This window comes from Phyllobacterium sp. CCNWLW109 (assembly GCF_037203905.1).
In the GTDB taxonomy this organism is placed as follows: Bacteria; Pseudomonadota; Alphaproteobacteria; order Rhizobiales; family Rhizobiaceae; genus Phyllobacterium; species Phyllobacterium ifriqiyense.
The window spans coordinates 346517-361039 of record NZ_JBBCBK010000001.1 but is presented as its reverse complement, the minus strand read 5'-3'; the positions used below and the strand labels follow the sequence as shown (position 1 = coordinate 361039).

The following is a 14523-nucleotide window of genomic DNA, read 5'->3' as shown; positions in this document are numbered from 1 at the left end:
GTCTGTCACCTTCGCTCCCATGAAAAAGCAACTCCAGGAACTGCGCAGTTTGGCTTCGTCGGCCGAAAACCGCCGGACGGAGACGGGCATCCCCCGTGTTGCCATGGTGCAGGGCGAGATACCGGGACATCGGCTCTCAGCCGTCTACGAGCCGATGATCAACCTGATCCTGACGGGCTCGAAGACGATGACGGTTGGCGAGCGAACTTTTGCCTACGATCCGGCCACCTATTTCGTCATGTCTGTCGATCTTCCGGCCGTGGGGGCGGTGCATCCGTCGGCCACAGGGGAGCCGTATCTCGCGGTCAGCCTGACGCTTCATCCTCCCACTGTCGCGGCGCTGATCAGTGACCTTCCCATCCAGGTCTGCAGCAAGCTATTCGGATCAGGCTTCTCGGTTGCCCCGGTCAACGACGAGTTTCTCGATGCCTGGGTTCGAATGCTCCGGCTGATGGACAGGCCGGACGAGGTCGCTGTGCTGGCCCCCGCTTACGAAAAGGAGATCCTGTTCCGCGTGCTGCAGGGGCCGCTCGGCTGGATGCTTCGGGATATCGCAGCACCAGATGCGGCGCTTTCACGGATCAGCGTGGCAATCCAATGGATTCGACAGAATTTTGCAAAGCCCCTGAGGGTGGAAGTGCTCGCCGAGATGGCAGCCCTGAGTGTTTCGGCATTCCACCGCCACTTCAAGGCTGTCACGGCGCTGAGCCCGATCCAGTACCAGAAGCAAGTCCGGCTGTTGCATGCGCGCACGCTACTTATGGCCGGAAAAGGAAATGCCACTTCAGTGGCGTTCGGTGTCGGCTACGAAAGCCCGAACCAGTTCAGCCGGGAATATGCCCGGCAGTTCGGGCTGCCGCCATCCAGGGACGTAGTACGTCTTCGAAGCGAGGCCGCGTAACTGCGCCTATGCGGGAGAATTCCATCCTTACTTTTGCACGCTGATTGACAGCTCTAATCGGCGCGTCTTGACTGCCCATACCCGCGCGAAAAGGCGAATCGCGCCATCCGTTCCCAGTGTCTTGGCGAGCCTCGCCTTCAGCTTTGCCCGATGATCCTCGGGGAGGCTGACGCAATAGCCCGGCGCAGGTCCTGCTCCCAACGTGAACGGCAGCCAGAACGCTTCAAAATCCGGGAACACGGTTTCGATCTCGATCGGTGCGATGGCGGGCGAACGCAACCCTGCCGCGTTGCAAATTTCCGCCAGCCCCTCGCGCGTGCAGAACGGGAACCGCTTGCTCTCGTCCAGTGCGGCGGCTTGAGGATCAACTTCGGTGGCGGCCTTCCAGAAACTGTCGATGAAGCCGATACCGCCAGCGGGATAATCCCAGACGTAGAAGGACAACAATCCGTTCGGCTTTAGAACGCGCTGCATTTCGTCTAGTGCCGACGGCCGATCCGGGACGAAGTTCAGCACAAGTGCCGAGACGACGACGTCCATGCTGGCATTTTCGGCCGGAAGGTCTTGGGCGCTTGCTACCTGGAAGCGAACACGATGATCCTCGATCCCCGAGCGGGCATGCGCCAGGAAGGCTTCCGACGGGTCGGTTGACAGAATCGAACGCGGCGCGCATTCACCAAGTATGGTCGCAGTCAGTGCGCCGGTGCCGCAACCGACCTTGAGCCAGGCGGCATTCTGCTGTGGTGCTAGCCATTCGACAAATTTCGCGGCAACCCGCCGGCTCCAACGGCCCATATAGTTTTCGTAATTCTGACTTCGCTTTCGAGAGAGATGCCCAGAACGTTGACGCTTGGGCCGGGTGACCATTTTGATTTCGTGCGTATCACCGTGGATAGCAACTGCGACGTTAAGGATCTATTAACCACACAAAGTGAGGAAGAACCCCTTTAAGGGCAAAGCGACACAGCGGAACGGCCTTGGAGACACCGTCTTCAAAAAGCAACGCCTTGCCTTCCAGGACGGTAGTTTCGGCAACCTCAGTAAACATTTAGCCTGATGCTCCTGCGGTTGCATGTTCAGCGTCAATGGCCCGCTCCTCTCCCGTTGCAATCATCGTCCGCGTCGCATCTATGGAAGCGTAAATCCAAAAAATGCGCATCGGTTCACTATTCGACGCATTGATGAACCGATGTGGAATGTTAGTGGGAATCCAAGTCGTATCGTTCGCGCCCAATCGATGCTGAACACCGTCGATTTCCGCAATAGCTTCACCGTCCAGCACCATCACGCTTTCCTCGCAGTTGTGACGATGAAGACCGATCGAGGCCCCGGGATCGAAGACGGTAATGCCGTTAATCATGCTGGTCGACCCGCATTTGCGGGTCACCAGTGGCGTTGTCCTGGCTCCGCCGCCACGGTCGTTGGTCTTGAGCTCCCTTGGACGTAGGTATCGCTGCGCCTACCATTTCCGGTTCCTCCTCTATACTTTAACTGGACCGACCCAGACGGTCTTGATGTTGACGAATTCACGAATGCCATAGACACCAAGCTCGCGACCATAGCCCGACCGCTTGATGCCGCCGAACGGGTAGCGGGGATCTGAAGCGACCATGCCGTTTATGAAGACAGCCCCCGAGTTGATCCTGCGTGCTAGGGATTTTGCCTTCGCGATATCGCGTGACCAAATTGCGGAGCCGAGTCCGAACTCAGTGCGAGTGATAAAGTATGCCGTGGTCCATCTCTCTGGGACAGACAGCCCTCCACAAGCTTGCCGACTATAATGGAATTGAGCCCCCAACGAAGGATCAGGACGCACTCGATGATGCGTTTTCAATATCCTACACCTTGTAGCATCTTATGAAGTCCGGAAAGTTGCAGCCTGACGTCTTTCGACCGTAAGTAGTAGTGTTTGGGGGATTTTGCGACAAGGAGGGCAATCAGTTTTGTCGCCGCATTGATGATCGACGTGGATGGTGTCCTGGTTTGTGGTCGCCCTTCAGACGGTAGACCTTGGGCGTCCACCATCGAGGATGATCTCGGGTTTTTGGAGGACGGTCCCCGGCCACTGTGATGCGTTTTGAGCTACGTTCCGCTCAGTATCGAATTTGCATTCAGGCACAGGAGGATACGGCAGAGCGGACAAGGAGAGTATTTTCCGATTTCGATCTTGGTACAGTAAATGACGGGCGAGCGCGTGCCACCTAAGGTCCGGCAGTGTTCACTCGAGCTATTGCTTCGTCGCGAGCCGATAAGCGTGGCATGAGGACAAGTGGAGGATCCTGAACATGGGGCTGCCGTTCCGTCTGCTCATGCTAAAATCTCACGCTCAGAGTCCCCTTGAACCCATGATCAGCGGCGTCTGAGGCGAGCCGGCCAGTGTAGGAGAGACCCAAGGCTGCCTCGGTCGTCAGGTCAAGATCGAGGCCGACTTCGACAATGGCGGCATCTTTTGCGACCGGCGCACCGGCGACGGTAAAGACGTCGCCAGCCGAGAAAGCATGAGTGCTTTCGGGAGTGATGTCGCCAGAGGCGTGCCGCCACCCGAGTGTGCCCTTCAGCGTTGTATCCATGGTGCCGAGCTTGAGATTGTGCTCGCCCCTCAGCCCAAGTGTTGTGAAGGTCATACCGATGGTCTCGCTCGCCCCGCTCAGTGCCGCTGCCCCGCCCCGTTCGGCAAAGCTGCCGCGGTGCAGGTTGACATGGGCGAGATTGGCGAACGGCTCCAGCCGCGTCCCGAAATCAAGCTCCAGGCAATAGGCCAGTTCCCCGAACGCCTGGAACGTGCCGGCGCTGTAATCGGATGAGAGGCCATCAGTAAGTCCCGCGATGGCGACGGAGCGCCTGGTATCGATATTGTGCCAGGTGTAAGCAGCACCAGTGCGCAAGCCCAGCGCGCCCCACCCGGTTCCACCATACAGGCCAAGATGGTAATTGGGGCTAGAGCCCGATGACGCCCGGTCCTTTGCGTCAAAGATAGACTGGCTGTAGCCTGCCAGCAGGCCCATCCGCCAATCACCGATGGATGTGTCCGCACCAACCAGCAAACCGCCTGTCGAGCGGTCAAGCGAAGCTGCATTGCCATCGCTATCGGTCGAGCCCCATGAGCCAAAGCCGTGGCTCCACAATACCGGTCCGGCATGATCGGGGGCGACCTGTACGGGCACCTCCCCCGGACCATAAGCGAGAACCGGCATGATAGCTGCGCCCGTGCCACCAAAAGCTGCACGAAGCCGGTCATTGGCGGCGCTGCGGATAAACCGGCTGTCCTCGATCAGTGCTGTCATGACCGATCCGTGGATCTCGCCCGAGAGCGTATCGAAGCTGGCCCGGACCAGGTGGGCATCATTGGCGAGCTGAGCGATTGCATCATAAACCGCATGGCCGACATCAAGACCGATGCTTTCGATCCCTTGTGCAGTGGCGATCTGGTTCGACGTCAGGGCGACGGAAGCGAAGTCGCGATCATTACGGACAAGCTCCAGATCGACGGTGCCCGCACCATAGTCATAGAGCAGGACCGGGGTCAGAAAGGCAAAGTCCGACGTCACGTCGTCGAATGCTCCTGACAGGGAGCCATCCGCCGAGATGATCGTATAAGCTGAGCGCAGTTCGTATTCCCCGGTCGCGCCGATATGGGCAACAGCACCGCCATTGAGTGTGGCATTGCCGGTCACATGCAAGAAATCGCTGTTCGTACCTTGGGGATTTACATCCGCCTCGTAGCGCGATCCGGCCGCGAAGCTGAGATCGCCATCGACAGTTAGCGTGCCGATCGAGTTTCCTGGCGCGAGCGTGCCGCCGGAAGCAACCGTCGTTGCGCCAACCGTGCCGGTCCCGTCCAGGCGACCGCCGTCAAGGATGAAGAGGGATCCGCCAAGTGTCTTATTGACCACGAGGGTCATATCGGAAAGCGCAGTGGTTCCTACAAATCCGGAATTGTCGCCTGTGAGCGCGACCGTGCCGCCACCGGTCAGCAGGAACGCACCCGCGCCGCTGATTGTACCTGCATAACTGCCGGCATAGGCTTGGTCGAACGAAAAGCCGCCGTCCCCACCGATCGCAAGGTCGCCGGCGAAGCGATTGGTGGCTGAAACCAGGACACCTTCACCGACCGTCCAGTCAAGGCTTGAACTGCCGGCAAGCATCAGTTTGCCAGCGCCGCGCTTGATCATGTGGCCGCGGGTGCCGTCCAGGCTGGTAATATCGCCAGCAAAGCTTCCGTCACCGGCTTGATCGAATATAAAGGCGCCGGCATTGCCGATTGAACCGCCAATTGCGTTTGTATCTGCCACCAGAGTTCCAGCCCGCACGAGTGTGTTACCCAGGTAGTTGTTTTTTCCCGACAGTGTCAGGGTGCCGTGGCCAAGCTTTTCAATATCGCCCGGTCCGGAAATCGCGCCTGACAGGCTAAGCGTGCGGTCGCGGAAAACATCGAATCGTCCGGCGTTTTCAAGGGTGACTGCACGACCGGAGCTGAAGCCAGTCGTTGTGGCGAGCGTTCCACCGTCGAAAACCAATCCCCCCGAAGACGCGCCGAGATTGGCATCCGACGATAGCCATAATGTTCCGGACGCAATCCGGGTACCGCCGGTGTAGGTGTTGTTGCCGGTGAGTACCAAAGATCCGGCACCCGTCTTCACCACGCCGGAAGCGCCGCTCAATGTTGCCGATATTCCGGCCGCCATTTCGCTGTCTGAGGCTCCGCCATCGCCAACCCTGATGATGGTTTCGCCATTCAGGCCAAGCAGCTGGACAGGATCGCCCGCGATGCGATATCCGTCGGTGGCAAATTGCATACCAGTGACGCCGATCGTGCCTGCGGTATCGTCTACCGTGACTGCCCCAGGATTTCCCTGAAAGATCGCAAAGGTCGGATTCGGTTTGAAGGATCCGTTGACCGAACCATTGTCGGAGGACCAGTTACGCCCGTCCGCCGTCCAGGTGCCGGAGCCTCCATCCACGGCACTATTGTCATGTAACGCAGCATTGCCGCCGTCCCAGAAGCCGAGCTCTGCTCCTGCGGCAGAGACCAGATTGACCTGACCATCGACCGCGGTCTGGATGGACAGATCCTCCGCGACGATGCCCGCCGGCATCGAACCGATGGCAAGGCCATTGTCCGTTAACCCTCCGGCGTAGCCGAACAGCCTGTAGACCCCGGCACCGAATCCGCCCTGGTCGGTAATCTCAAGCGTGCCGTCGAGTGTGAGATTGCCACCGACCTCGAAGAGTGCCTGCGCCCGAACACCTCCCAGAGCAACATCAAGGGTACTGCCCGCATTGAGCCCCAGGTTTCCGGTCACAGCGAGTGAGTGTCCCTGCTGACCCGACAGAATACCGCCATTGGAGAGCGAGAGGCTTCCCTCAATCGTGCCGGTCCCGATAACCCGCCCGGTGGTAGAGGCGTCAACATTGCCGCCGAAGAGGCCATTCACCCGCAAGCCGCCGCCGTGGACCGAAGCTGAGCCTCCGAGGCGGTCTGCGATCATCAACTCTCCCCCTGTTACCTCCGTCTCACCTGTGAAGCGGGAATTGTCGCCATTCAGGACCGTACTGCCATTCTCGTGAAGGATTGTTCCTCGACCCGCGATTTCAGGAGTAAAATTCAGGGCGGAACCGTCTGGAAGCCCAGTATGATTGAACACAAGTGAGCCAGAGCCTCTGCCAAACAGCAACACTGCAGATTCGAGCGTGCCGGCTGCCGCAGCGCGCTCGCCTGCTGCCGCACCGATATTGATCGTACCGGTCGAACCAGAGATGCTGCCAATATCAGTGCTTCCTACCCCGCTCCCCGCCTTAACAGCGGCGCCGTCGGCAATCGTCAGGGTGCCGGTCCCAGCGTGTCCGATATTGAGATTGCCTTTGCTGGTCCAACTTGAACCTCGGCCGGTGATTAGGACATCTCCCTGTCCACCAGACGAATATCCTACAAAGCCGGCAGCCTCATTCGATACCGCACCGCCGTTCATTACCGTCAACGAGCCCTTTCCGTCTGTACCGACATAGAGGATCTCGTTGTCCCAGGTGGAGCCGCTACCTACAACGGTGGCTATGCCCTCAGCACCATCTGCACGACCGATGAAACCGGTGGCGTTGGAGACATGGCCGCCATCCTCAATTGCCAGCGTCGCTGTTCCGTAAAAGCCCACATAAAGTGTGTCGCTGTTAGTCCATGTTGAATCATTGCCGGTGACGGTCGCTTCGCTTGCTGAGCTAGCTTCTTTTCCTATGAAACCGAATGTATTCGAAACCTGGCCGCCGTCTTCGACAGACAATGTGCCTGCGCCATTGTTACCAATAATGATGTCGGAAGTGTTTATCCAGGAGGACCCCGCACCGCTGATCGTGGCCGAGCCATTCGAACCGGCAAAATCGCCGATGGTCCCACCGGAGCCGGACACCCTGCCGCCCTCCTTGATCGAAAGTTCACCGGTACCGAAAACGCCCACGGAAAGTCCGAGAGAATCCCATGATGATCCTTCTCCCAAGATGGTAACAGCGCCAGAGGCGTCGGCGCCGTAGCCGACATAACCGACCCTGCCGGTAATCACCGAACCTCCCTCTTCGATAGTCAGCTTACCGGTGCCTGAATTGCCAAGATTGAGGTCGCCCATATTCGACCACCTGGAATTTTTGCCAGTCACAACAACCGCGCCATTGGTACCAGTGCCGGTGCCACTGCCGATAACCCCGTAGCCATTGGTGACTGTCCCGCCATCCTCGATCAGAAGCGTGCCACTGCCTCCGGCATCCCCGACAAAAAGACTATGGGCGTTGGTCCATTGCGAACCAGCGCCAGTTACAGTGACGTGACCTTCGGCACCACTGCCTGTACCAACGTATCCGAACCCGTTATTGACTGCACCACCGGCCTCTACAGACAGAACGCCATTGCCGCCCATACCAATTATGAGATCGTCCACCATGGTCCAGGCCGACCCGGCATTCCTCACTGTCGCCATGCCGGTAGAGCCAGCCTGAACGCCAATGCCGCCATCCTTACTGCTGACTGTACCGCCCTGTGTTACGGTCAGTGTGCCAGTACCGTAATTGCCGACAACAAGAGTATTATGGTTCGTCCACACCGAGCCGTCGCCCGTCACCGTTACCTTGCCAATAGAGCTCGGGCTGAAACCAATATGGCCCGTCGTGTTGTTGACAACGCCGCCGCTTTCAATGGCCAACGTGCCGTCGCCAAGCTGGCCAACAATCAGATCGGCGCTGTTGTCCCAGCTCGAACCCCTACCAGATACGGAAACCGTTCCAATGGAGCCGAGGTTCGCGCCTATGTAGCTAAAATTGTTTGTGACCCTGCCGCCATCAGCAATGGTGAGCGCACCATTTCCCATATATCCGACAGACAGATAATTATCATTGACCCAGCTTGATCCGCCGCCGGTCACCGTCACAACGCCAGTGGATCCTGGATCATTCCCGATATAACCGCTTTGAGCGTTGCTGACGACGCCCCCATCCTCGATACTAAGTGTGCCTGTCCCGAAGTAGCCTACATATATGCTGCTGTTGCTCAACCAGCCCGAGCCAGAGCCGCTCACGGTTACCTTGCCGTCGCCACCGGCCTGGACGCCGATCTGGCCGTACGTGCTGGTGACAATGCCCCCGCCATCCACAGTCAGCGTTCCGGCGCCGGCATCGCCGACATTGAGAACGCCCCCGACATTCCAGATTGGTGATGTCGCTGGCAACGGATTTACATCGCCCGACGTGGTGACGCTTTGTGCCCGTGCGGAAACCGTCGCCGCCACCCCAACAAGGCAGGAAATTAGAGCGGTGGTGGCCAGCAGGAACCGATATCGCCGCCCGGCAGATGTCCATTGGAATGTTTGGTTGATCATTTTGCCTTAGCCGGTGGGAAACTAGAATTTGACGCCGAGGCCAATCTTGACCGCATGTTGGTCGACATCGACGTTGATGCCTTGGAGATCTTTGTCTCCGTAGTCGTTATAGCGGTAATCAACACGGCCAAAGATCTGGTTGCTAAACACATAGTCGAGGCCTGCACCGACCGTATAGCCGTTGAAGGCCTTTTCGTCCTTGCCAAGCCCCGGCACCTCCACATAACCACGTGTTGTTGCCCATCCGGCCGCGGCATAGACCAGCGCCTGATCGAAGGCATAACCGATACGGCCACGCACCGAACCCGCCCAGTCGGTACCGAAATCAGCGCCGAAAACCTGCTGCTCATTCCAATTGTATTCCAGGTCGCCTTCGATGCCGAACACCAGATGATTATCGAACTGATGATTATAACCAGCGAAGCCGCCGAGAGTGCCTCCATTGGCGTCCTCGGATCCATTAATGCCAAACCCGGAGAACTCACCACTGGCCCAGCCACCTCCGCCCTGAACGCCGATATAGGCGCCGGACCAGGTAAAGGACCCTTCTGAAACCGGGGGCGGCGAGTTGGAAACATCGGCGGCCATTGCCCCGGACGAGCCGAACAGAATGAACGAGCAAAACAGAATTCTTTTCAAGGTGCCACACTCCAATGAACATTGAGCAGCCACTCTTGAACTCTGACAACGCCAGAAGATCGTTAGCCCCAACCGCCCGAGCGAAATAAATCATGGAAGCGCTTGGAATTTAATGGGTTAGCGGGAGCAGATTTCGGATTTATCCGAGCGCGCAAAAGTCCTTTGCTCAAATGATCTCAGCGCGCAACTGACCAATTGCCGACTACAGACCCCACCGAGAGGCTCGATAAAACCAGCTTGGTGATTCGCGTTCCCCGGCGGACCCGGTCCTGCGAGCCACGGCGCGCGTTTCGCGCGGAGTCATCCCGTACGTTTGCTGAAAGGCACGTGTAAAATTAGGCGCGTAGATAAAGCCATGTTCCAGACCGATATCAGCGATAGACTTGTGGGCTTGCCGCTGATCCCGTAGGCAACGACGCGCGAAATGAAGCCGCCGTTTCTGGATATAGGAAGCGACCCCGCCTTCCGGGGAAAAAAGATAGGCCAGCTTGCGGAGCGAAATACCAAACGTAACTGCAAGCTGCTCGGCGCCGAGGCTGCGATCCAGAACATGCTCGTCGACGTAGCGCCGTATCTCACTGAACTGGGCTGCCGCAACACCGCGCGAGTTATCCTCTCTCGGAGTACCATTGAGCGTCGCGGCGATCAACTCGACTGTGGGTAAAACCATTGAGGCGGCTTGCACGCTATCAAGCGAGGGAAGAGCGTGGAAAAGGCCGCTTACATGACTGCGCAACAGACCCATGAGCGGGTTATGAGAACTGATAACACGCATATTATGTTCGTCTGGCCGGTTGAGTAACGGCGCGAGCAAGAATCGCGGGACGAACAGAGTGATGTTGGTGAAATCCGATGCGGAACCCGCATGAGCCTGTGCCGTATCATGGACGATCAAATCGCCGGGACCTGCCTGTGCTTCGAGTTTTCCGTCGCCACGACGCCAAATCCCGTCCAGAAAGAACTGCACCTCGTAGTGATCGAAGCCATCCATTCCGATACGATAGCTTGAGCGGCTAAGCTTCTGCTCGACACTCACGCAGTAATTCAGAAGTACTTCCCCGAAACACAGCGTGCGGCCATGAGTATAAAATGATTCCGGTCTGACGATGTGGAAATCGTAAAGAGAGCCCGCCGACTCTTCCCAAAACTCCAAGGCTTTTTTCAGCGAAAGGGTGCGTGTGTCGGTATCGAAAAGAACCGTTGTTCGATCCGGCTGCAATAGCTTTCCATTTGCCTCGTTCATTGCACTGTGTCCACCTAGATTTCGGTCGCGAGCCTAAAAACTTTATGAGCATTCTTGAGAACGCTAATATTGATTGCAAGAGCAGTTACTTCCTTTGCTGGGATTATTTTGTGAGCGCACAGCGGCCGTGTGTTGTTCTTCCCAACGGATAGTTGCGGAAAGCCTCAGTCAGAAGGTTAAAATCACCACCATGATGGTTCCCGAACCTGTGAACCTCAATTCCCGACCCAAGGAACAGATTAGGCTTATTAAATGGCGGGCTCTACATGTAGTATTCGCACAGCGACTCTGTATTTCGCAAAGGGATTAGTGATTTGGACACTTCGTCTGTACAATTGTCCTGTGGCAAGAAACCCTTCCTTTGAAAATGCCGATAACAGGCGATTTTCCGACACTTTTAATTGCAGCCAAAATGTCTGCAATCTCGATTAAAAACCGGTTCTATCTCGCCGGTTCAAGAGGTCGTCTCGAATAGAGCAAAGTGAGCAGATGATCAGATCGAAAGCCAAATGCTCACGTTAAGCTGAATGTCGCAAGATGATTTCAGCGTTAAGGAGAACCCGCTCGGGTAAGCTGTCCGAGGCATTGTCGGTCACACCATCATCTAGCTTATGCAATAGAAGTTCCATTGCGATGCGTCCAATCTCGTTGTAGCTCTGCGCCACTGTTGTAATTGGGGGGCAGGCATAACGCGAAAGCGGATGATCATCGTGGCCGGCAATCCGCAGGCTGCAATCGGCGGTCCGACCGACCTTCACTCCCAAATTATACGCGGCCGAAATCGCACCAAAAGCCACACGATCATTGGCACAAAGTACGGTCGTCGTGGGAAAGCCGCCATTTTGAATAATTCGTGTCGTTTCATTATAGCCGAATTTTTCGAAATCCCAGCTCGCTGCCTTGTTGAACGCAAGCACAATGGGCTCCATACCAAGGAACGACATTGCTTCTACATAAGCAGTTTCTCTCGTTGCGGCATTGGTATTTACTGGCGGCATGCCGAGATAGCATGGCGGCGTTCCAGAACGACACAGATAGTCGACCATCAACTTGAAGCTTTGGCGATTGTTCGTGCCTACAAAAGGTGAGAAATCATCCAGCGGCGAGTCTACAAAAACCAGCGGCATTGATGTGGACAGCAACCGCAACGTCTCCTGCTGAGACTGCACACCGAGGGGCGCGATTATGGCCCCGGCGACATTCATCGACTTCAGCGTCTCAATGGCTCGCGTCTCCATCTCCGCATTGCCGTGAGACGACAACACGAAAGCAAGGAAGCCTGCAGAATTTGCAATCAATTCCACCCGCCGAGTGAGTGCCATATAAAACGGATCAGTCGAATTCGGGATGATGATTCCGATGATATTGCTACGGCGGCGATTGAGATTAACGGCAAACAGGTTTGGCCTGAAGCCACTCTGCTTCAAAGCCGCTTCAATAATATCACGCGTTTTACGGCGAACGGAATTCGGGTCGTTGAAGTATTTCGAAACCGTCGGACGTGATAACCCGACAAATTCCGAAAAATCGTCCATGGTCTTAATCGGTTTGTCTGACAATCCCCATTACCCTTTTCTCAATCAATTTAAGCGATTCGAACAGTCGATTAAAGCCTTTGCTTAGCCCATACACGACAGATCAGGCGCGGCATGCCGTGAAGTAATCGTCCAGAACTCGGTCTACCGCGGCAATAGCTAGAGCATTTGCCTCCGGCTTCACGCGTCCATCTCGGACAGCAGGATAGATGCCCTGCAAATACTGGCTGATCAAAGTTTCAGGTATGTCGACCCCTTCAAGCGTAGCGAAGAGCTCCAGGACAGCAGCAGCAATCTCGGGATGATTCCAATAATAGCGGATACGGTCGCTATAGCTGAAGTGGCGCTGGAGGTGTTGCTGTTCCACCGAGCCATGATAGTATTTTTCCCAATTCTTTGGATCCTGTATCAACACTCTCTCGACAGTTGTTACGAGCATTTCTCTGCGTCTCCCGGCAAAAAGAAACTCCGCAATCTGGTCGAGTCCGTAATAGGCTTCGCGCAGGGTGAATGTCAGGCCGGGGCCGACCTTCAAGATCGCAAATCCATCAAGCACCAACTGGCGCAGTGCATCCTGTGTTTGATAGTCTGTGGAGTGAGCTTCGAATACCATGCCGGGCATATGAGATAACGAAGCACTCAAGGCACGAGCTTTGTCCGGCTCGTATGCAATAATATTCCCGTTGCCGAACTCGACACCCGGCTGCACGACCGCCCCAATGACACGGGGAAAAGCAGCCAATACGCCAGCCTTTTCAAAAGCCTTCCGGTGAACAGCAATAGTTTCGCGCGCTGCATCCGGCTTGGTCACATCGAGAACCTCAAGTTCTTCCATTGCACCGCCTGGAATCGGTACTTCCGTACCAATTATATATACTGGCTTGATACCTGCAGAGCCTTCCAGTGTAGCTTCGGCAACCGCAGCCAGGGCAGCCGCGCGCTCTGCTGTCAACGTGTCAGGAAGAGCGACCGGCTCACCGGCGCAGCCCATGCTGGTATCCAGATGCAACTTGGTAAAACCCGCCTCTGCAAACGCTTTGATCATGATCTTGGCTTTTGCCATGGCTTCCTCGGCCGAGAGGCTCTTCCAAGGGTTCGGCCCCAGATGATCCCCCCCCAGGACCAGCTTTTCCAGCGGAAAGCCAGTCTCCGCGGCGATTTTCTCGACAAATCCGCGAAAATCCGCTGGTGTCATGCCCGTATAGCCACCGTCCTGGTTGACCTGATTGCAGGTAGCCTCGACAAGAAGATACTCATTCCTGTTCAGGGCATGCAGCATGGAAGCCTTGATGACAACAGGATGTGCCGAGCAGATTGAAGGAATACCCTTGGACCCGGAGCGTTGACTCCACGTGGCGATATCCTGAAGATGGTTCTGTTGCATGTCAGGCTTTACCTTGCATTTTGATTAGAGTGTCGAGTTCGAACTTGGTGGAAGCACCTTCCATTGGTCCGGCCCTTGTTACGGCACGAGCGCCCGAGGCGTTCGCGTAACGAAGCGCGTCTACGGGGCTTGCCCCTTGCAGCCAAAAGGTGACAAAGGTCGCGCCGAAACAGTCACCGGCACCTGTCGGGTCTATTTCCTCAACCTTGAAGCCCTTGAGGTTCAGTGTTGTCTGACCGTCGAAATAGCTCGCGCCTTTGGCACCGCGCTTGACGACAATCGCCTTGATGCCCTTATCAAGCAGTTCGGCAATGGCATCCGCTTCATTTTTTGCCTCGGCAAACAGGAACAATTCTTCACCGCTCGGCATGAAAAGATCGGTCTTGGAGAGGACGGTCTGCAAAGCTTCGCGCATACCAGGTGTATCAAGAATTTCTGGCCGCAGGTTTGGGTCGAAGGAGACGGTACCGCCAGATCCCTTGATACGCTCGACTGCCGTTAGAATGCTGGCGACCACAGTTGGGGCATATAATGCGGTGCCCATAACATGCACATGCGTGCAGCTATCAATTAGTCCGAGCATATCAGTTGAAAGCTCAATGTTTCCGCAAGCGCTGTGGAGGATATTATATACGAACGCACGGCTCCCATCTTCGCGATATCGCACAAAGGCGCTGCCCGTGGTCCCTTGGGGGACCACCTCAATGCCGGACACGTCGACACCATCGCCAGCCAAGCGGTTTATGTTGACCCATCCGAAGTCATCATCGCCGACACGCGAGATGATGGCGCACTCCTGCCCCAGCTTCCCAACCTGATCAATGAAGATCGCAGGAGCGCCGGACGGAAAGGGACCGATCAACGGAACAGCTTCACGGAAGCCATCACCGCGGTCGGTGGCTATAATTTCGACGAGAATCTCGCCGATCGTTAGAATTTTCGACATAAGGATTCCGCCTGGTTTG

9 protein-coding genes and 2 pseudogenes are annotated in these 14523 nt (G+C 56.4%); 1 reads left to right on the top strand and 10 read right to left on the bottom strand.

The features are described from left to right. Nucleotides 1–19: 19 nt before the first annotated feature. Nucleotides 20–901, top strand: a complete 882-nt coding sequence (locus V9K92_RS01715; protein WP_337353042.1) for an AraC family transcriptional regulator — start codon at nt 20–22, stop codon at nt 899–901. Between the two features lie 27 nt (nt 902–928). Here the strand turns inward: V9K92_RS01715 and V9K92_RS01710 are convergent, their stop codons facing one another. The 10 genes and pseudogenes from V9K92_RS01710 to V9K92_RS01665 all read right to left on the bottom strand — a co-directional run bounded on the left by V9K92_RS01710 (nt 929) and on the right by V9K92_RS01665 (nt 14504). Then, on the bottom strand, nt 929–1696 hold the full coding sequence (locus tag V9K92_RS01710) for a class I SAM-dependent methyltransferase (protein ID WP_337353041.1): 768 nt from the start codon (nt 1694–1696) through the stop codon (nt 929–931). 112 nt (nt 1697–1808) lie between these two features. Beyond that, entirely contained in the window at nt 1809–1949 is a 141-nt protein-coding gene (locus tag V9K92_RS01705; RefSeq protein ID WP_337353040.1) for a hypothetical protein, read from the bottom strand. After that, nucleotides 1950–2348, bottom strand: a pseudogene (locus V9K92_RS01700) (cupin domain-containing protein); the annotation flags it as partial. Between the two features lie 33 nt (nt 2349–2381). Next, a pseudogene (locus tag V9K92_RS01695) lies at nt 2382–2615 on the bottom strand (aldehyde dehydrogenase family protein); the annotation flags it as partial. A 598-nt stretch (nt 2616–3213) separates the two neighbouring features. Further along, complete coding sequence (locus V9K92_RS01690) at nt 3214–8757, bottom strand: autotransporter domain-containing protein (protein WP_337353039.1); 5544 nt, start codon at nt 8755–8757, stop codon at nt 3214–3216. A gap of 21 nt (nt 8758–8778) precedes the next feature. Further along, nucleotides 8779–9396: an outer membrane protein gene (locus V9K92_RS01685; protein WP_443094421.1), complete on the bottom strand. Its 618-nt coding sequence runs from the start codon at nt 9394–9396 to the stop codon at nt 8779–8781. A 202-nt stretch (nt 9397–9598) separates the two neighbouring features. Then, nucleotides 9599–10639, bottom strand: coding sequence for a helix-turn-helix domain-containing protein (locus tag V9K92_RS01680; RefSeq protein ID WP_337353038.1), 1041 nt, complete (start codon nt 10637–10639; stop codon nt 9599–9601). A gap of 518 nt (nt 10640–11157) precedes the next feature. Continuing rightward, a complete protein-coding gene (locus V9K92_RS01675) occupies nt 11158–12174 on the bottom strand; it encodes a LacI family DNA-binding transcriptional regulator (RefSeq protein WP_337353037.1) in 1017 nt (338 codons plus the stop codon). A 103-nt stretch (nt 12175–12277) separates the two neighbouring features. Further along, entirely contained in the window at nt 12278–13558 is a 1281-nt protein-coding gene (locus V9K92_RS01670; RefSeq protein ID WP_337353036.1) for a D-tagatose-bisphosphate aldolase, class II, non-catalytic subunit, read from the bottom strand. Between the two features lies 1 nt (nt 13559). Next, entirely contained in the window at nt 13560–14504 is a 945-nt protein-coding gene (locus V9K92_RS01665; protein WP_337353035.1) for a tagatose kinase, read from the bottom strand. Between the last annotated feature and the right edge of the window lie 19 nt (nt 14505–14523).